The organism is Kitasatospora nipponensis (assembly GCF_039528135.1).
GTDB lineage: Bacteria > Actinomycetota > Actinomycetes > Streptomycetales > Streptomycetaceae > Kitasatospora > Kitasatospora nipponensis.
The window spans coordinates 1-18,262 of sequence record NZ_BAAALF010000070.1 but is presented as its reverse complement, the minus strand read 5'-3'; the positions used below and the strand labels follow the sequence as shown (position 1 = coordinate 18,262).

Below are 18,262 nucleotides of genomic sequence, written 5' to 3'. Positions count from 1 at the left end.
GTGTCGGCGGGCATCGCTCAGCGCGACGGAAGGTGGCCGGCTGCCAGGAACGGGGTCAGCGCGGCCAGCATCGCCTCGGGTGCCTCCTCGGCGGGGTAGTGGCCGCAGTCGGGAAGGACCAGGCTCTCCACGGTGTCGGCGGCGAGCCGCATCGTGTCCCCGACCAGGCCGCCCACGCCCCGGGCGCCGGCGATGGCCAGCACCGGCAGCGTCAGCCGCCGCTCGGCGCGCCGCCTGTTCTGCTCGATCGTCACGTCGAGGGCGCGGTAGAACTCGAAGCTGGAGCGCAGCGCCTCGGGGTCCGCGGCGAGGGTCTCGACGTAGAGGTCCACGGCGTGCGCCGGCAACGCCGTCGGGCTCGCCGCCTTCGAGGCGAACTGATGGGCGAAGAAGAGGTGTTCGCGTCCCTGGACCAGTTGCTCGTTCAACCCGCCGAGCCGGTTGAAGCCGAAGTGCCAGAGGCGGTCGTTGGCGCCCTGGTCACCGAAGAGCGGCGGGGACGGCGTCAGGCCCGGGATGGCGGCCTCGGCGACGGCCAGCCGGTCGAGCCGGTCCGGGTGGTCCGCGGCGAGGGCGTAGCCGGTCCACATGCCGATGTCGTGCCCGACCATGGCGAACCGCCGGTGCCCCAGCGCCGCCATCAGGGCCACCAGGTCGCCCGCGAGCGTGCCGGTGTCGAAGCCGTCCCGGGGCTTGTCGGTCAGGCCGACACCCCGCGGGTCCACGGCGACGACCTGGTGGTCCTTCGCCAGCGCGGGCATGACGAGCCGCCAGGCGTACCAGGTCTGCGGCCACCCGGCCACCAGCAGCAGCGGAGGCCCCTCGCCGCCTATGACGGCGTGCATTCGCAGGTCGCCGGCGTCGACGTAGCGACTGGTGAAGGTGTCGGCGAACCGCGGCGGCAGGCGCGGCGCCCCGGAGACCGAGCCGGGGCCCGCGGGGACGGTCGGACGGTCGAGGGGCGCGCTCATGCGGGCCCTCCCTTCGTGGAGGCGGTACGTGGGAGTGCGGGAGTCGGCACGCGGCACACGCTAGCACCATGATGGATCGATCGGTCCAACATTCCGCGCCTACTTTGACCGATCGGTCAAAGAAGGCGCTAGGATCGCCGCTGTACCCGCCGAACGGGCACTCGCGACGCACGCGGCACGGAGAGGGGCGTCATGGCAGGCCGAAAGCAGTTCGATGTCGAGGAAGCCCTGGGGCAGTCGATGCGGCTCTTCTGGCAACGCGGGTACGCGGACACCTCGCTCGACCTGCTCGGCGCCGCCACCGGCCTCGGCCGCGGGTCGCTCTACGGCACCTTCGGCGGCAAGGACGCCCTGTTCCGGCAGTGCCTGGACCGCTACGCCTCGACCTACGGAGATCGCTACGACCGGGTGCTGGCGGCTCATCCCGATGAGCCGGCCCGCGCGATCGAGGCGTTCTTCGACGCCGTCCTGGACCGGATCGCGGACCCGTCGGTACCCGACGGCTGCCTGCTGACGCAGTCGGCCGGCCAGGCGGCGACCCTGAACCCGGAGAGCCGAGCCCACGTTCAGGTGCTGCTCGGCAGGCAGCTCGAACGAGTGCGTGCCGCGCTGTCGAGCCCCCACGTCGACGGCGGGGACCTGGACGATCTCGCTCTCTACGTCGTCGCCGTCACCCAGTCGCTGGCCGTCCTGAGCCGGGCGGGACACTCCCCGGAGCAGCTACGCGCCGTCGCCCGGATCGCCTGCACCACCGTCGAGGACACGCTCGCGCGGCCGAGGCCCGGGGTCACCCCGGCCTGAGCCCGACGACAGCCGAGGCGATGTCCGTCGGTCGGCGACGTCCGGTCACCGTGCTGCGGAGACTTCGGCGCCCGCCCCGGCGACGCGCAGGGATCGCACGAGGGCTTCGTGGAGCGTGGGCGAGATGGTCAGGGCGACCTGGAGGAGGAGTGGCACCAGGCGGGTGCGGTCGGCCAGGGCCACGGCGGCGGAGTCGCCGGGGGCGCGGGTGCGGAGATGGATGTCGAGGATGGCACGGGCCGCCGGGTGCCGGTCCTGGGCGATCAGGGCGGTCACGGCCGTGCCGATCTCCCGGGCGGAGCGGCCCATGCCCTGCCGCCGCAGTTGATCGCCGTCGGCGGAACGTCCGGTGGCGCTGAGGGCGTCGGCGGCGCCGAGTACCAGCTCGAGCGGGAGCGCGGCCACCTCCCACAGCAGGGTGGCCCAGTCCGCGGCCAGGCCCGCCCGCTCCAGTTGCTCCGCCAGCAGGGGGAACCGTGCGGCCGGCTGGCGTGCGACCTCCGCGAGGACCGCGTGGGCCTGACCGCCGAGGCCCTGGGTGCGAAGTCGCCGCAGCAACTCGACGGTGTGGGCGACCGCCGCGCGGTCCGCGTCGTCCACCGCGGGTGCGACCCGGGCGACGGGCATCTCCGCAGCACCGGGCGTGACGGCGACACCCGCGAAGCGTGCACCGCGTGGAGCGCCGTCCGCTCCCGGCGGAGCGGGAGCCGCGAGCGTCACCACGGAGGCCGTCGTCGACGCCCCGGAGAACCGGGCGCCGCGGGGCGCGGCCACGGTCCCGGTCCCGGTCCCGGTGAACGGATCCTGATCCGCACCTGGCGGGTGGGTGGAGCCCGCCTCGTCGTGGATGTCCAGACCCGCGAAACGGGCGCCACCGCGCCGGCGGCCCCCGCGCCTCTGCGCGGGGGCCGTGGCGGGTTGCGGTGACGCCGACGGCCGGGGGCCTGCGGGCGAGGGGCGGAGGGAGTGCGTCTCCACCTGTTCCAAGGCCGCCACCCGGCTGCGCAGTTCGGCGATGCGGCCGCAGATCCGCGCGTGGTAGTCGCGAGCCCAGGCCAGATCGCTCTCGACGGCCCGCGGATCGTCCGTGCCGGTGACCCGGGCGCCGATCTGCCGATGAAGGTCCCGCAGACGGCGGGTCGAGCGATGCTGCTCCTCCCGTAGCAGGTGCAACCGTTCGGTGAGCGTCGCCCGGACCCCGTCCCCGAGGTCGTAGGCGCCCACCGCGGCGCGGTACAGGGGGCGGAGCCGCCTCGCCTCGTGCCGGGCGCCTTCCGCGCCCTTCGCCGTGGCGAGGTCCTGGAGCAGGGACTCGATCACGTCCCAGGGCGGCACCTCCCGACCCTCCAGGCAGGCCCGCATGCCCTCGGTGTCGCGCTGCCAGAACTCCCGGAACCAGCTGCCGTCCCAGTCGACGAGCGCCGCGACCCCGCTCAGACGCTCCGCCAAGTGCCGCATTGCAGCCAGAGGTTCAGGGATACCCCGCGTGCTCGTCACGTCCGCCCCTCGACACTGGATCCGTCTCAGGAGCACAGAACACCACGAGTGTTTCGGACTTACTACAGCGGCTTTGCCGGCACGGCACGTTCCTTGCACGCGGACACCTGTCCGGGCGGGATCACCTGCGGGCGTCGACCGCGCCGGCTGAGCGCGGAGTTCCCCTGCTTGCTCGTCAACCTCGGCTCGGATCGGCTCGGATCCGATCGGATCGGCTCGGATCGGATCGGATCGGTGAGAGGCAAAACCCCTTGCCTGAGCGCGGGGACAGCGCCAGAATCCTCGCCGTGATCCCCCAACGTCGCGACCGCCATCGTCCGGACATCGCCACGCACCTGGAGGATCGCTGCCTTGAGCTACGTCATACGTGAGTACGCCCCCGCCGACGAGTCCGCCTGGCTGCGCTGTCGGGTGCTCTCCTTCCTGCGCACTGCCTATTTCGACGCTGTCGTGAGCGTCAAACCCCAGGTCCCCGTGCCGGGCTTCCAGCTGGTGGCGGCCGAGGAGTTCGGTGCCGTCATCGGCATCATGGACGTCACCGTCGAGGGCGAGCTGGCGACCGTCGACACCGTCGCGGTCCACCCGGATCACCAGCGCCAGGGCATCGGTCGCGCCCTGCTCACCGCGGCCCGCACTCGCCTCGATGCGCTTGGCGTACCGACGCTGGACGCCTGGACCAGGGACGACCCGGACACACTGCGCTGGTACCGGGCGATGGGCTTCGCCGAGAGCGAGCACTACCTCCACGTCTACGCGAACTACTACACCGACGCGGCGGAGCCGGACCGGGCCATCGCCGAACGGCGTCCGGGGCTACGGCCGATGATCGCCTTCCTGCACGCCAACCTGCGGGACGAGCCGCTGCTGCGTGAGCAGTTCGCCCGGGTCCACGTCTGCCGCCGCTTCGCCTTGGAGCTCTGAACCCGGCGTCCCACCTCAGCCCGTGGCCGGTCCTGCCGGCCACGGGCTGAGGTGTTCGCCGGACATCGGGGCGACCTCGGCGTGATCACGTGCGTGGCCGAAGCACCCGTGATCGACACCGGGGCCGTGAGGTCGAGCGTGCGGGAACCGCCGACCCGGAGAGGTCGAACAACAGGCTCAGAAGCAGTTCTGGTAACCGGTCCAGCCACCCGAGCCGTTCGGGATGCCGAACCACTTCCAGCAGCCGCTGACCACGGGCTCCCAACCGGTGGACGCGTACTGGTAGTAGGGCGCGAAGTCGCCGCCGGCGGGGAAGCCGGTGGGGTCGTAGAGCTCTGCCTTGGTCCACGCCTGGTGGCCGGTCTGGTTCCACGTGTTGACGCAGATGCTGCGGCCGTCGTACGAGCGGATCAGGCGCGTGCTGAAGCCGTAACCGTCGTGCTGGGCGACGACGTTCCCGTTGCAGTAGTCCGCCGCGTGGGCGGCCGCCGGCAGGCTGATCGTCAGGGCCGCGGTCGTCGCCGCCACCGCGCCGAGCCCGGCCAGCCGTCGTCGCATCGCCTTCATGGTGGTGCCCCCGTATCCCCGTGACCGCGTGGGTGTCCCCCGACGGGGCCCCATTCGTGCTGATCACGAAGGCTAGGGGCTCGGGGACCCGGGCAGGAGAGTGGAATCGGCCGAAGACCCGTGCGCTTTCGGACAACCGGGCAGCGCCGAAGGCGCGGTGGGCCGACGGCTGACCGTTGCCTCAGGAGTGGAAGCGGATCCGGACCAGCAGGGCGTCCTCGGGCAGGGCGTCGAGGTAGCGGTCGGCGAAGTCGAAGTAGACGGGGCCGACCAGCGCCGACGGATCGTCGGAGGCACAGGTCCCGTCGAGCCACTCGCCGTCGAGGGTGAGCAGGACGTTCGTCGGCACCACGCTGGTGGCCACCCGGCGGACGTACCGGTCTCGCTCCACGGCGAAGTGGCCGACCGGGTCCCGTACCCGGCTCCACCAGGGCACCCCGGGGTCGCTCTCCCGCCAGGCGTTCAGAGCCCGGATGACCGGCTGCGCCTGGAAGGCGGCCCAGGTCTCGGACCACCGGTCCGGGCCGTCCGGCTGCCGTTCGCCGAGCACGTCCAGTGACCGTGCGGGTTCGAACCGCGCACTGAACTCCGGTCGGCGTCGAGGTCCAGCAGCCCGCGCGGCCCGCCGTCGCAACGCCTGGCCGGCCGCAGCGGGCGAGCGCTGCCGTCGGACCAGCGCGGGTTCCGCAGCAACCGGCGATCGTCCTCGCAGCCCGGCCGGACCGCGAGCCCGTTCTCACCGTCACCGCCGAAGACGTGCCACCAGTCCCATTCGCCCTGCCACTCTCCGCCCGGCCCGGCGGGCTGCCCGTCGTACTCGAACGGTGCCATCGCGGCGGTCAGCGCGGCGGACACCTCGTCCGGATCGGACGGCGGCAGGCAGACGGTGATCAGGTCGCGGGTCATCCGGGATCGCTCTCGCCAACGGGTCTGGGGTCAGGAACGCCTGACGGCTCGTACGGTCAGCGTACGGCGGGAGCCGATACCTGGCCGCACTCGGCTTCCGCCTCTGTCCGGGTCGGCTCATCGGCTGCCGGCGGACCGGGCCGGCGGAAAGCGTGGGTGGTCTCCCCATCGGGGGAAACAGGTCAGCGGTGGTTCAGCATGACCACCTCTCGCAGGGCGCCCACTGCCACCAGCAGGCTGTTCGGGGTGGTGGCCAGCGTGAAGACCTCTTCGGGGAAGACCAGCTTCGGGCCGGTCCGGTGGCCGGTGGCAAGGTCCCAGATCCGCACCGTTTCGTCGCGGCTGCCGGAGATGGCGACGGTGCGGCCGTGCAGTACGCCCGTCGCCACCGTGCAGACCCCGCGGGCGTGGCCGGTGAGGGGCCGGCCGATCTGCCGGTGGGTGGCCAGGTCCCACACCCGCACCGTCCTGTCGACGCTGCCGGTGACGGCCACCGGACGGCCGTCCAGCACTCCCGTGGCCACCGCCGGCACGGCGCTGGTGTGGCCGGTGAGGGGCTCTCCGACGGGCTGACACGTCGCCAGGTCCCATACGCGGACCGTCCGGTCCGAGGTGGCGGTGACGGCGACGGTACGGCCGTCCACCACTCCCGTCGCCACCGCGTACACCTCGACGCTGCGGCCGGTGAGGAGCTCGCCGATCGCTTGGCCGGTGGCCAGGTCCCACACCAGGACCGTCCCGTCCATGGCGCCGGTGACGGCGACCGGACGGCCTTCGGCCACGCCCGTCGCCACCGCCCACACCCCCTGGGCGTGACCGCTGAGGGGCGGGCCGATCTGGTGACCGGCGGCCAGGTCCCACACCCGCACCGTCCGGTCCGCGCCGCCCGTGACGGCGACCGGACGGCCGTGCAGTACGCCCGTCGCCACCGCCCACACCTCGCCGGTGTGGCCGGTGAGGGCCCGGCCGATCTGCCGGCCGGTGGCCAGGTCCCAGACGCGCACCTTCGCGTCCGCGCCGCCGGTGACGGCGACGGTGCGGCCGTCCAGCTCTCCCGTCGCCAGCCCGTAGAGCCAGTACGTGCGGCGGGTGGCGAGTTCGCCGACCGCCCGGCCGGTGGTCGGATCCCACACCGGCAGCGTTCCCTCGAGGCTGCGGGTCGCCGAGAACGGGCAGCCGTCCACCCCGCTCGGCAACTCCCCGGGGGCGGTGCTCACCAGAAGCCCCGGGTCCGCCGACTGTCCGTCCGTGTCGGCGTCCGCGCGCAGGGTTCCGACACCGTCGCCGTCGTCGTTCAGGTCACCCGTCATGCCCGCATCCAACCAGCCACCGGCGATTTGGTTGCGGTGCCTGGGTGGTTGGCTCAGCCGGCGGCGGGCGGCGGGTCGCGGTCCGAGATGAGTCGTGCGGTTTCCGGGCGCTGGGGCGGGTGACCGCCCCAGCGCCGGGGCGGGTTACTCGTGCAGGAACGTGTCGCTGAAGCTGGTGCCGCCGGAGCCGAGGGCGCTGGTGCGGGCCTCGTAGGTGCCGTTGGAGCTGGGGTCGAGCGCGACCGGGCCGTAGGAGCTGAGGGCCCTGCCGTTGACGGTCGCCGAAGTGAAGTTCAGGGTGCCGAAGTTGGGGTAGGAGCCGGTCGGCGACTCGATGATGACCTCGGCGCTGGTCCGCTGCGCGGAGAGGGTCTTGGTCGTGCTGTACGTCCAGCCCCGCGTGGAGTCGGTCAGCTTCAGGGCGTACTTGTTGCTCCCGGTGTAGGTCACCGAGGCGGAGATGACGTCGCCGGCCGACACCGGGTACGAACTGAGGCTCAGGTAGACCGGGTTAGCCGGGTACATCTCGTACCAGGCCTGGTTGACGGGACTGCCGCTGGAGCAGTCGGTCGCGACACCGGTCTGCTCCACGCTGGACGAGCCGTACCCGTCGATGCCGACCCAGGGGGCATAGAGGTCGTTGGTGGACTTGCAGGTCGCCCGCGGCTCGGTCCAGGTCGCCGAGACCGAGGTGAAGCCGCTGCCCTGGGCGGCGTAGCCGCCCCAGTTGTAGCCGTTGGTGTTGTACTGCAGGGGGCGGAACGACAGTTCCTGGGCGGCCGCCGCCGTGGTCGGCGCGGCGGGGACGGCGAGGGTGGTCGCCGCCGCCGCGAGGGTGGCGAGGCGTATCAGGAATGCGCGCATGGTGACTCCTTGGTGGGGGACGATCAGGAGGCTCATACGCCAACTCGGGGCCGTGTGGGCGGCTGTGAGAGGTGGCAGTACAGGATGACCGACTGTCATGAGCCTGGCAAGGGTCGGGACGGATCGGGGCCGAGTGAATCCGCGTGCAGGACGGGAGGATTGACGGCATTTCCGGACGGACCCTCCCGAGGTCGCCGAAATCCCCTCAGGCGCGGCGGCCCGGACCCGACGCGCGAGGATTTCAGATGTCATCATCATCGGGATGTTCACGGTATCTTGATGGCGTCGACATCGGATCCCGCACCCCGTGAGGCCACCCAGTGACCCGTTCCGTCCCGCCCCACGTGACCAGCCCCGACCTGCTGGTCCTGCACGCCCTGCGCTGCACCGGCTTCTCCGGCCTCGCCTCGGTGGCTGCGGCGACCGGGCTCCCCGAGGCCGAGGTCGAGTCGGAGCTGATCGACCTCGCCGTGGCCGGACTCGTCACCTACCTGGCCGGCGGGTTCGGCGGGTGGGGCACCACGGCCGCCGGGCGCGCCGAGGACGCCCGGCGGATCGCCGAGGAGTTGGAGGCGGCCGGCACCCGGGCCGTGGTGGCCGAGGCGTTCGACCGCTTCCTGCTGCTCAACCCCGAGGTGCTCGACCTCTGCACGGCCTGGCAGTTGCACTCCGTCGACGGCGTGCCGACCGTCAACGACCACACCGACTCCGCCTACGACGCCCGGGTGTTGGAGCGGTTCGCGGACCTCGACCGGCGCGCGGAGGCCGACTGTGCACACCTGTGCGCCGCGATGCCGCGGTTCGGGCGCTACCGCGTCCGGCTCGCCCTGGCGCTCGGCCGGGCCCGGGCCGGCGAACTCGACCAGGTCACCGACAGCACGGCCTCTTACCACTCCGTCTGGTTCCAGTTGCACGAGGACCTGCTCACCACGCTCGGCCTCACCAGGACGGCCACCCGATGAGCTGGATCCACCCGCTGTCGACGGAAGTCGACGAGACGGCAGAGGTGTTGGGCGGTAAGGGACACGGCCTGGTCGTCCTGCGGCGCCTCGGCCTGCCGGTGCCCCCGGGGTTCGTCATCGGCACCGCGGCCTGCCGCGCCTTCCTGCGGGACGGCCGGCTCCCCGCGGGCCTCGAAGCCGAACTCGCCGACGCCGTCGCCGAACTGGAAGCCGCCACCGGCCGCAGGCTCGGCGGACCCGGCAGGCCGCTCGCGGTCGCGGTGCGCTCCGGCGGCAGCGTGTCGATGCCCGGCATGATGAGCACCGTGCTCAACCTCGGCCTCACCACCGAGGCCACCGCCGCCCTGGCGGCCGAGAGCAACGCGAGGGAGGAGGACCGGGAAGACGGGGAGAGTGCCGGCCGGCGGTTCGCGCTCGACGCGCGGCTGCGGTTCCTGACCGGCTACGCCTGCCAAGTCCTCGGCCTGGACCGGGAGATCCTGGCTGACCTGGCCCGGCGGCGGAACCCGGCGATCGTCGAGGAGTTCGTCCGCCAGCGCACTGGCGAACCCGTCCCGGACGACGCGGCCCGGCAGTTGGAACGCGCCGTCGCGGCCGTGTTCGCGTCCTGGGACACCCCGCGCGCCCGGACCTACCGCGCGCTGCACGACATCCCGGGTGACCTGGGCACCGCCATCACCGTGCAGGCGATGGTCTTCGGCAACCGCGACCAGCACAGCGGCACCGGCGTCGCGTTCAGTCGCAACCCCGACACCGGCGACCAACTCCCCTTCGGCGAGGTCCTCTTCGGCTGCCAGGGCGAGGACGTCGTCTCCGGCGGCGCGCTGACCCTGCGGCTATCCGAGCTCGCCGACCGCGAACCGGCGGTCTGGTCCGCCCTGTTGGACGCCCTGCGCCGGGTCGAGGAGCACTACCGCGACGCCTGCTACCTGGAGTTCACCTTCGAGGCGGGTGAGTTGTGGCTCCTACAGGTCCGGCCCGCCCGGCTGGTCGGACGGGCCGCCGTCCGGGTCGCGGTCGACCTCGCCGACGCGGGCACCCTCACCCGCCGCGAGGCGCTGCTGCGGGTCGCCTCGCAGCAGGTGCGCCGGGTCCGGACGCCGCGGATCGCTCCCGGCGACGCCGCCGACCCGCTCACCCGCGGCCTGGGCGCCTCACCGGGCGTCGCGGTCGGCCGGATCGCCGTCACCGCCGACAGCGCGGTCCGGATGGCCGCCCACGGTCCGGTCGTCCTGGTGCGCCCCGAGACCTCGCCGCTCGACCTGCACGGCCTGGCCGCCGCCACCGGCATCCTGACCGCCCGCGGCGGACCCACCAGCCACGCCGCCGTCGTCGCCCGCTCGCTGGCCCGACCGGCCGTGGTCGGCGCCACCGGGCTCACCGTCGACGTCACCACCGCCACGGTCCGCATCGGCGCCCGCGTCCTGCCCGAAGGCACGCTCATCGCCATCGACGGCACGGGCGGGGAGGTCGTCATCGGCGCCCCGCAGGTGGTCGTGGCCGCCGCCGACCCCCGTCTCCACCGCCTGCTCGGCTGGGCCGACGACGTCACGGGCGCTCCCGTGGGGAGCGCCGAGGAGCGCACCGAGGCCGAGCGCCTCGCCGCCGCCCACGCCGTCCTGCGCCGGTCCGACACCGGCACCAGCACCGGCACCGGCACCGGCACCGGCACCAAGAGCGACCCGCAGACGAGTTGAGGCCCGCTCACCCCTCGCGCACCGGTGTGATGATCTCGTCCACGAGCCACCGGGCCACCCCCGGCGGGTAGGGGCTGCGCAGGCTGAGCACGATGTGCGTGAAGCCCGCGGCGATCAGCTCCAGGACGGCCTTGCGGTCACCCGCCGGATCGTCGTACGAGACGATGTACTGCACGGAGCGGGTGATCGTGCGCGGGTCGCGGCCGATGTCCTCGCAGTGGGCGTCCAGGACGCGGCTGCGCTCGACCAGGTGGTCGACGGTGTTGTGCGGCGGGCCGGGGATGTTCCACACGTCCGCGTGCTCGGCCACCAGCCGCAGGGTCCGGGTGCCCCAGCCGCCGATCAGCAGCGGCGGACCCGAGGACTGGACGGGCTTGGGTTCGTTCCGGTTGGCCCGCAGGGTGTAGTAGCGGCCCTCGAAGTCGAAGACGTCCCGCCTCCACATGCCCTTGAGGATGGCGATGGTCTCCGCCAGGCGGGCGATGCCCTCGCCGGGCGAGACCAGCGTCAGGCCGTAGGCCTCGTACTCCGCGACGGCGGGGTTGGCGCCGGCGATCCCGCCGGCGCCCGGCGGCTGACGGGTGCCGCCGACGCCGAGGCCCATGATCAGGCGGCCCTGGGAGATCACGTCGACGGTCGTGGCGATCTTTCCCAGCACGGCGGGCTCGCGGACGCGGTTGCTGGTGACGAGCAGGCCCAGCCGCAACCGCCGGGTCTGCGCGGCGAGGGCGCCGAGCAGCGTCCACCCCTCCAGGACCTGGCCGTCGGCCGGGCCCGCCATCGGCATCAGGTGGTCCCAGAGCCAGGCGTCCGCGATCTGCGGCAGCTCGTCGGCCTCCTGCCACACCCGCAGGATCTCCTGGTACCCGACGTGCATCGGGGTGGTCTTGATGCCGAACGTCACGCACTGCTCCTGCTGGTCCTGCACGGTGGGTACCCGCCTTCGGCTCGGTGGGGCCGCCAGCGGAAGGCGGCCGAGCCATCACACTAACTGATCGTCAGCATGACTGACAATCAGTTTGAGGATAGGATGGCTGGCATGACCAGTGACCAGCCCTCCCCTCCCCTCGAATCCCGCCTGGGCTACCTGCTCAAGCACGCCCAATTGCGGCTGACCGAGGCGTCCGCGCGGGCGCTGGCGCCCTTCGACCTCGACGGCCGCGAGCTGGCGGTGCTGGCCGTCCTCACCACCGGCACGCCGCTCTCCCAGGTGGAGGCGGCCGGCCGGCTCGGCGTGGACCGCACGACGATGGTGGCGCTCATCGACGCGCTGGAGGGCAAGGGTCTGGTCGAGCGCCGGCGCAGCGCCGAGGACCGGCGCCGCAACACCGTGCACCCGACGCCGGTCGGCCAGGAGCGCCTGCGGCAGGCCGAGCGGGCCCGCGAGGAGATGGAACGCCGCTTCCTCGCGCCGCTCGGCGAGGCGCTGGCGGCGGACCTGGTCGGCGCGCTGCGGACCCTGGTCGGGGCCGAGCAGGCCGCCGCCGACGGGCTCACCAACGACAACTGACCGCCCGCCACCCCGCGGCAGCGGGACGGCGGGCGGTCGGACCGCCGGTCGGGTCGCCGGTCAGATCGCCGGTCGGGCCCCGGCGCCGGGCCGGCGCAGGTAGACGGCCCAGGTCACCGCGGAGCACAGGGCGTAGACCGCCAGGAAGGCCCAGTACGCGGTGTCGCCGGTGTGGGTGGTCAGGAAGGACTGCCGGAAGGCGATGTTGACCAGCACGCCGCCGAAGGCCCCGCACGCGCCGGCCAGCCCGATCAGCGCGGCCGCCCGGCGGCGCGAGTCGTGCTCGGCGGCCCCCGGGTCCGCGCCGGCCGCCACCGCAGCCCGCGCCCGGCTCTGGAAGACCGCCGGGATCATCTTGTACGTCGAGCCGTTGCCGAGGCCGCTGAGCACGAACAGGGCCACGAAACCCGCCAGGAAGAGCGGCAGCGACTTCTCCCGGGAGGCGACCAGCACCAGGCCTGCGCCGGCCGCCATCGCCACGAAGGTCCACAGCGTCACCCGCGCGCCGCCCCAGCGGTCCGCCATCCTGCCGCCGAGCGGGCGCACCAGCGAGCCGAGCAGCGGGCCCAGGAAGGTCAGGTAGGCGGCCTTCACCGGGGTGTCGAACTGGTGGTGGAACTGCACCTGCAGCACCTGTCCGAACGCGAAGCCGAAGCCGATGAACGAGCCGAAGGTGCCGATGTAGAGCAGCGAGATGACCCAGCTGTGCGGCTCGCGGGCCACCTCGCGCAGCGCCCGCCGGTCGTTGGTCAGCCCGGGGAGGTTGTCCATCCGCAGCGCCGCGCCCAGGGCGGCCAGCACGATCAGCGGCAGGTAGACCAGCGGCACCAGCCGCGGGTGCGCCGCCCCGGCGGTGGCGAGCACCAGCAGGCCGACCAGTTGCACGACCGGGACGCCGATGTTGCCGCCGCCGGCGTTGACGCCGAGCGCCCAGCCCTTGAGCCGCTGCGGGTAGAAGGAGTTGATGTTCGCCATCGAGGAGGCGAAGTTGCCACCGCCCACGCCGGCGACGCAGGCCACCGCCAGCAGGGTGCCGTAGGAGACGCCGGGGCGCAGCACGACGGCCGCCAGCGCGGTCGGCACCAGCAGGAGCAGCGCGCTGAACACCGTCCAGTTGCGGCCGCCGAACCGGGCCACCGCGAAGGTGTAGGGCAGCCGCAGCGCGGCGCCCAGCGCGGTCGGCAGCGCGGTGAGGGTGAACTTGCCTGCCGCGTCGATGTGGTACGCCGGACCGAGGAAGAGCACCAGGACCGACCACAGGCTCCAGACGGAGAAGCCGATGTGCTCGGACAGGACGGAGAAGACCAGGTTGCGGCGCGCGGTCTTCGCGCCGGTCCGGACCCAGAAGTCCTCGTCCTCCGGGCGCCAGTCGGTGATGCCGCCGGTCCGGTCGGGTTGCGGCGGCACGCCCTGGTCGGTGCCGGGGACCGCTGGGTTGACGACGGTTCTCATCGGTGGCCACCTGTTCGCTCGTGGGTCGGGGAGGCTGTGGCGGGCGCGGCGGCGGTGCTGCGCACCGGCCAGACCCGCAGCGCGGCGGGGGCGCCGTCGGGGGCGGTGTCCTCGTCCAGGCAGCGGCCGTCACGCAGGTCGAAGGCCTGCTTGTACATCGGCGAGACCACCGTGGGGGCCTGCCCGCGGCTGCCGAGGATGCCGCGGGAGATGACGAAGGCGCCGCTGAACGGGTCGCGGTTGTCGACCGCGTAGAGCGCGCCCGCGCGGTCGCGGAAGACCGCGACCTGCCGGCCGCCCGCGCTCAGCACGGCCACCCCGCGCCCGGGGATCAGGTCGTCGTAGGCACAGACGGGCGTCCAGGCGCTGCCGTCGTGGATCTCCACTGCGCTGCTCATGCGGTGCGCACCTCCAGTCGGGGGCCGGCGACCAGCGCCGGGGTGAGGATCCGCCCGTCCTCCTCGGGACGGGCGGGGCGGATCTGGCCGCGTTCGGGCACGAAGGTCACCGCCGGGTCGGGCGTTCCGGGGGCGTTGACGAAGGAGGCGAAGCGGCGCAGCCGGTCCGGGTCGGCCAGCACGGCGGCCCACTCGTCCTGGTAGCCGCCGACGTGACGGTCCATCAGCGCGTCGAGTTCGGCGCAGATGCCCAGCGAGTCGTCCATCACGACGGCCCGCACGTGGTCCAGGCCGCCCTCGATGCGGTCCAGCCAGACCGAGGTGCGCTCCAGGCGGTCGGCGGTGCGGATGTAGAACATCAGGAAGCGGTCGATGGTGCGGATCAGCGTCTCGCGGTCCAGGTCGGCGGCCAGCAGGTCGGCGTGACGGGGCGTCATGCCGCCGTTGCCGCCGATGTGCAGGTTCCAGCCGGTCGAGGTGGCGATGATGCCGAAGTCCTTGGACTGCGCCTCCGCGCACTCGCGCGCGCAGCCGGAGACCGCGGACTTGAGCTTGTGCGGCGAGCGCAGACCCCGGTAGCGCAGCTCCAGTTCGATCGCCAGGCCCACCGAGTCCTGCACGCCGTAGCGGCACCAGGTCTCGCCGACGCAGGACTTCACCGTGCGCAGCGACTTGCCGTAGGCGTGCCCGGACTCGAAGCCCGCGTCGACCAACCGTCGCCAGATCGGCGGGAGTTGGTCGACACTGGCGCCGAACAGGTCGATCCGCTGGCCACCGGTGATCTTCGTGTAGAGGCCGTAGTCCCGGGCGATCTCGCCGATCACGATCAGGCCCTGCGGGGTGATCTCGCCGCCGGGGATCCGCGGCACCACCGAGTAGGAGCCGTTGCGCTGCAGGTTGGCCAGGAAGTGGTCGTTGGTGTCCTGCAGCGCGGCCTGCTCGCCGTCCAGGATGTGGCCGTGGTCCAGGCTCGCCAGGATCGAGGCGACCACCGGCTTGCAGATCTCGCAGCCCTCGCCGGTGCCGTGCCCGTCGATCAGCGCGGAGAACGAGGTGATCCCGGTGACCCGTACGATCTCGTACAGCTCGGCGCGGGTGTGCGCGAGGTGCTCGCACAGGCCGCGCTCGACGTCGATGCCGCCGGCGGCCAGCTCCTCGGTCACGATGGTCTCCAGCAGTTTGACGCAACTGCCGCAGCCGGTCCCGGCCTTGGTGCACTTCTTGACGGCCGGGACGGTGCCGCAGCCCTGTTCGCCCACGGCCCGGCGGATCTCGCCCTGGGTGACGTGGTGGCAGGAGCAGACCACGGCCTCGTCGGGCAGCGTGACCGGGCCCGCCGTCCCGCTGCCGGCCGGGAGCACCAGTTGCTCGGGGGCGGTCTGCAGCGGCCGGCCGCCGATCGCCAGCGGGCGCAGCAGGCCGTACGACTCGGTGTCGCCGACCAGCACGCCGCCCAGCAGTCGACCGTCGCGGCCGATGACCAGCTTCTTGTAGACGCCGGAGCGGCTGTCGCTGTAGAGGACGTCGAGCGCGCCCTCGGTGGTGCCGTGCGCGTCGCCGAAGCTGGCCACGTCCACGCCGAGCAGCTTGAGCTTGGTGGAGGTGTCCGCGCCGGTGAAGCGGTACTGCTCGCCCTGGTCGCCGAGCAGCGAGCGGGCGGCCGCCTCGGCCATCGCGTAGCCGGGGGCCACCAGGCCGTAGACCCGTCCGTCGGCGGCCAGCGCGCACTCGCCGATGGCGTGCACGGCCGGGTCCTCGGTGCGGCAGTGCTCGTCGACGACGATGCCGCCGCGCTCGCCGACCGGCAGGCCGCTCTGCCGGGCCAGTTGGTCGCGCGGCCGCACGCCGGCGGAGAAGACCACCAGGTCCGCGGGGAGTTCGCGCCCGTCGGACAGGCTCATCGCGCGCACCCGGCCGTCCTCACCGGTCAGCACCGCCTGGGTGCCGGCGCCGGTGTGCACCCGCACCCCCAGCTCCTCGATCCTGCGGTGCAGCAGCCGGCCGCCGCCCTCGTCGACCTGCAGCGCCATCAGCCGCGGTGCGAACTCGACGACGTGCGTCTCCAGGCCCAGGGCGGTGAGCGCGCCCGCCGCCTCCAGCCCCAGCAGGCCGCCGCCGACCACCACCCCGACCCTGGCCCGGCCGGCGTCGGCGCGGATGGCCTCCAGGTCCTCGATGGTGCGGTAGACGTGGCAGCCCGCGGCGTCGTGGCCGGGGACCGGCGGGACGAACGGGTAGGAGCCGGTGGCCAGGACCAGGGCGTCGTAGGGCACCACGTGGCCGGCGGCGGTGGTGACGGTCCGCGCGGCGCGGTCGAGGGCGGTGGCCGGGTCGGCCAGGCGCAGCTCGATGCCGTGCTCGGCGAGGAAGCCGGGTGCGGTGAGCGAGAGTTCCTCGGCGCTGGTGCCGGAGAACCAGGAGGTCAGGTGGACCCGGTCGTAGGCGGGCCGCGGCTCCTCGGCGAGCACGGTGATCCGCCGGCCGGCGGCACCCGGCTGTTCGACCAGCGCCTCCAGGAAGCGCTGGCCGACCATGCCGTGACCGATCAGGACCAGGTCCTGCCACGGGCGGGATGTCGGGGTGTGTGTCGGGGTCGCCATGCCACGACAGTGGCCGCCGGGTGTTTCGCGTCCTGGTCACCCGTGTTGCGCCTCCGGTACGGGTCCCTCACACCGCAGGTGGGACGCGGTGCGGGAGAGGACATCCGCCGTAACACGGTACGGCGTTTCTCTCACCTGCCCGTGATGACCGGGCAACGTCGCGGAAACCGGAGGGCCGGAGTCTGCCTCCATGGGCACCACCGCAGCTCCCCCACCTCCCCCGCTCCCGTCGTCCTCGCCGACCGCACCGGCTATGCCGGACGCGCCGGCGCCACCGGGTCCGCTGACCGGCTTCACGGTCGGTGTGACCGCCGCGCGCCGGCGCGACGAACTGGTCGCGCTGCTGACCCGGCGCGGCGCCCGCGTGGTCCAGGCCCCGGCGTTGCGCATCCTCCCGCTGGAGGACGACATCGCGCTGCGCCGCGCCACCGAGCAGTGCCTGACCGCTCCGCTCGACTACGTGGTGGCGACCACCGGCGTCGGCTGGCGCGGCTGGATGAGCGCGGCCGACGGCTGGGGCCGCGGCGCCGAGCTGTCCGCCGCCTGCCGCGACGCGGTGGTGCTCAGCCGTGGCCCGAAGGCGACCGGCGCGGTGCGGGCCAGCGGGCTGGACGAGGGCTACTCCCCCGGCTCCGAGGCCACCGACGAGCTGCTGACCTGGCTGCTGGCCCGGCCGTTGGCGGGGCGCCGGATCGCGGTGCAGGAGCACGGCCTGCCGCTGACCTCGTTCACCGCGGCCCTGCGCGAGCGCGGCGCGGAGGTCGTCCCGGTGCCGGTCTACCGCTGGGCGCCGCCCGAGGACCCCGCTCCGGTGCGCCGGCTGGTCGAGCTGACGGTCCGTCGCGAGGTCCACGCGCTGACCTTCACCAGCGCGCCCGCGATCACCGCGTTCCTGGCGACCGCCGAGGCCGACGGGCTGCGCGAACGGGTGGTGGAGGCGATGGCCGGCGACGTGCTGCCGCTCTGCGTCGGCCCGCTCTGCGCGCGTCCGCTGCTGGACGCCGGGCTGCCGGTGACCTGGCCCGAGCGCGGCCGGCTCGGCGCGCTGGTCCGCACGCTGACCGAGACGCTGCCGGCCCGAGGCCGCCGCCAACTGCGGGTCGCCGGGCGGGACCTGGTGCTGCAGGGCAGCGCGCTGCTGATCGACCGGGAGAGCTACTGGCTCTCGCCGAAGGGCGCGACGCTGCTGCGCGCGCTGGCGGAGCAGCCGGGTCGGGTCCTGAGCCGGGCCGAACTGCTGCGCCGCGCCTGGGCCGACTCCGACGCGGACGAGCACGCCGTGGAGGCGGCGATCGCCCGGTTGCGCGCCTCGCTGGGCCCGCACGGCGACCTGGTGCGCACCGTCCCCAAGCGCGGCTACCGGCTGGCGACGGCGTGAGGACGGGCGCGGGGTGGGCCGACCGGGTGGAGGCGGGCGGCGCGCCGACCCTGCTCGCGGTGGCGCACGGCACCCGCGACGCCGAGGGGGTCGCGGCGACCGAGGCCCTGGTGACCCGGGTGCGCGAGCTGCGGCCCGAGCTGCGCGTGGAGCGCTGCTACCTCGACCTGGTCGCGCCGTCCCTGCCGCGGGCGCTGGCCCACCTGGACGGCGAGGTGGTCGTGGTGCCGCTGCTGCTCGGTGCCGGCTACCACGTCCACGTGGACATCCCCCAGGCCCTCGCCGCCGTGCCGCACCTGCGCGCCCGGGTCGCCCGCGCGCTGGGCCCGCACCCGCTGCTGGCCGACGTGCTCACCGAGCGGGTCGCCGACGACCTGGAGGTGGCCGAGGACGTGCCGGTGGTGCTGGCCGCGGCCCGTTCCACCGAC

The 18,262-nt window shown here is 73.6% G+C and carries 17 protein-coding genes; 7 read left to right on the top strand and 10 right to left on the bottom strand.

The window, feature by feature from the left end; all coding sequences use genetic code 11:
- Positions 1-17: 17 nt before the first annotated feature.
- A complete protein-coding gene (locus ABD323_RS20130; RefSeq protein ID WP_344443132.1) occupies positions 18-971 on the bottom strand; it encodes an alpha/beta fold hydrolase in 954 nt (317 codons plus the stop codon).
- A gap of 192 nt (positions 972-1,163) precedes the next feature.
- Between ABD323_RS20130 and ABD323_RS20125 the strand changes: the two genes are divergently transcribed.
- A complete protein-coding gene (locus tag ABD323_RS20125) occupies positions 1,164-1,772 on the top strand; it encodes a TetR/AcrR family transcriptional regulator (protein ID WP_344443131.1) in 609 nt (202 codons plus the stop codon).
- 45 nt (positions 1,773-1,817) lie between these two features.
- Here ABD323_RS20125 and ABD323_RS20120 read toward each other — a convergent pair whose 3' ends face one another.
- Positions 1,818-3,221, bottom strand: a complete 1,404-nt coding sequence (locus ABD323_RS20120) for a hypothetical protein (protein ID WP_344443130.1) — start codon at positions 3,219-3,221, stop codon at positions 1,818-1,820.
- Between the two features lie 399 nt (positions 3,222-3,620).
- On the opposite strand from ABD323_RS20120, the gene ABD323_RS20115 reads away from it, so the two are divergent.
- Positions 3,621-4,190 (top strand): GNAT family N-acetyltransferase, encoded by a 570-nt coding sequence (locus ABD323_RS20115; RefSeq protein ID WP_344443129.1) that lies wholly within the window; start codon positions 3,621-3,623, stop codon positions 4,188-4,190.
- Between the two features lie 177 nt (positions 4,191-4,367).
- Here the strand turns inward: ABD323_RS20115 and ABD323_RS20110 are convergent, their stop codons facing one another.
- From ABD323_RS20110 to ABD323_RS20095, 4 genes are all read right to left on the bottom strand, one after another.
- Entirely contained in the window at positions 4,368-4,748 is a 381-nt protein-coding gene (locus ABD323_RS20110; protein WP_344443127.1) for a hypothetical protein, read from the bottom strand.
- 190 nt (positions 4,749-4,938) lie between these two features.
- Positions 4,939-5,307, bottom strand: coding sequence for a hypothetical protein (locus ABD323_RS20105; RefSeq protein ID WP_344443126.1), 369 nt, complete (start codon positions 5,305-5,307; stop codon positions 4,939-4,941).
- 538 nt (positions 5,308-5,845) lie between these two features.
- Complete coding sequence (locus ABD323_RS20100) at positions 5,846-6,973, bottom strand: WD40 repeat domain-containing protein (protein WP_344443125.1); 1,128 nt, start codon at positions 6,971-6,973, stop codon at positions 5,846-5,848.
- Positions 6,974-7,117: 144 nt separating this feature from the next.
- On the bottom strand, positions 7,118-7,837 hold the full coding sequence (locus ABD323_RS20095) for a G1 family glutamic endopeptidase (RefSeq protein ID WP_344443124.1): 720 nt from the start codon (positions 7,835-7,837) through the stop codon (positions 7,118-7,120).
- Between the two features lie 344 nt (positions 7,838-8,181).
- Here ABD323_RS20095 and ABD323_RS20090 point away from each other — a divergent pair, with 344 nt between their 5' ends.
- Together ABD323_RS20090 and ABD323_RS20085 are read left to right on the top strand one after the other, a co-directional pair.
- Positions 8,182-8,799: a transcriptional regulator gene (locus tag ABD323_RS20090; protein ID WP_344443123.1), complete on the top strand. Its 618-nt coding sequence runs from the start codon at positions 8,182-8,184 to the stop codon at positions 8,797-8,799.
- Complete coding sequence (locus ABD323_RS20085; protein ID WP_344443122.1) at positions 8,796-10,496, top strand: pyruvate, phosphate dikinase; 1,701 nt, start codon at positions 8,796-8,798, stop codon at positions 10,494-10,496. The genes ABD323_RS20090 and ABD323_RS20085 overlap by 4 nt, the downstream gene beginning before the upstream one ends.
- A 7-nt stretch (positions 10,497-10,503) precedes the next feature.
- On the opposite strand, the gene ABD323_RS20080 is transcribed toward ABD323_RS20085, so the two are convergent.
- Complete coding sequence (locus ABD323_RS20080) at positions 10,504-11,373, bottom strand: LLM class flavin-dependent oxidoreductase (RefSeq protein WP_344443145.1); 870 nt, start codon at positions 11,371-11,373, stop codon at positions 10,504-10,506.
- A gap of 162 nt (positions 11,374-11,535) precedes the next feature.
- Between ABD323_RS20080 and ABD323_RS20075 the strand changes: the two genes are divergently transcribed.
- The gene (locus tag ABD323_RS20075) at positions 11,536-12,006 is read left to right on the top strand and encodes a MarR family winged helix-turn-helix transcriptional regulator (RefSeq protein WP_344443121.1); all 471 of its coding nucleotides are present in this window, start codon (positions 11,536-11,538) and stop codon (positions 12,004-12,006) included.
- 60 nt (positions 12,007-12,066) lie between these two features.
- Here ABD323_RS20075 and ABD323_RS20070 read toward each other — a convergent pair whose 3' ends face one another.
- From ABD323_RS20070 to nirB, 3 genes are read right to left on the bottom strand one after another with little or no spacing between them, the layout of a single operon-like run.
- Complete coding sequence (locus tag ABD323_RS20070) at positions 12,067-13,458, bottom strand: nitrate/nitrite transporter (RefSeq protein WP_344443120.1); 1,392 nt, start codon at positions 13,456-13,458, stop codon at positions 12,067-12,069.
- A complete protein-coding gene (gene nirD, locus ABD323_RS20065; RefSeq protein WP_344443119.1) occupies positions 13,455-13,856 on the bottom strand; it encodes a nitrite reductase small subunit NirD in 402 nt (133 codons plus the stop codon). The genes ABD323_RS20070 and nirD overlap by 4 nt, the downstream gene beginning before the upstream one ends.
- On the bottom strand, positions 13,853-16,456 hold the full coding sequence (nirB, locus tag ABD323_RS20060) for a nitrite reductase large subunit NirB (RefSeq protein ID WP_344443118.1): 2,604 nt from the start codon (positions 16,454-16,456) through the stop codon (positions 13,853-13,855). The genes nirD and nirB overlap by 4 nt, the downstream gene beginning before the upstream one ends.
- A 253-nt stretch (positions 16,457-16,709) precedes the next feature.
- On the opposite strand from nirB, the gene ABD323_RS20055 reads away from it, so the two are divergent.
- The gene (locus ABD323_RS20055; protein WP_344443117.1) at positions 16,710-17,834 is read left to right on the top strand and encodes a uroporphyrinogen-III synthase; all 1,125 of its coding nucleotides are present in this window, start codon (positions 16,710-16,712) and stop codon (positions 17,832-17,834) included.
- The coding region (locus ABD323_RS20050) for a sirohydrochlorin chelatase (RefSeq protein WP_344443116.1) at positions 17,831-18,262 on the top strand (432 nt) is incomplete at its 3' end. The genes ABD323_RS20055 and ABD323_RS20050, both read left to right, overlap by 4 nt.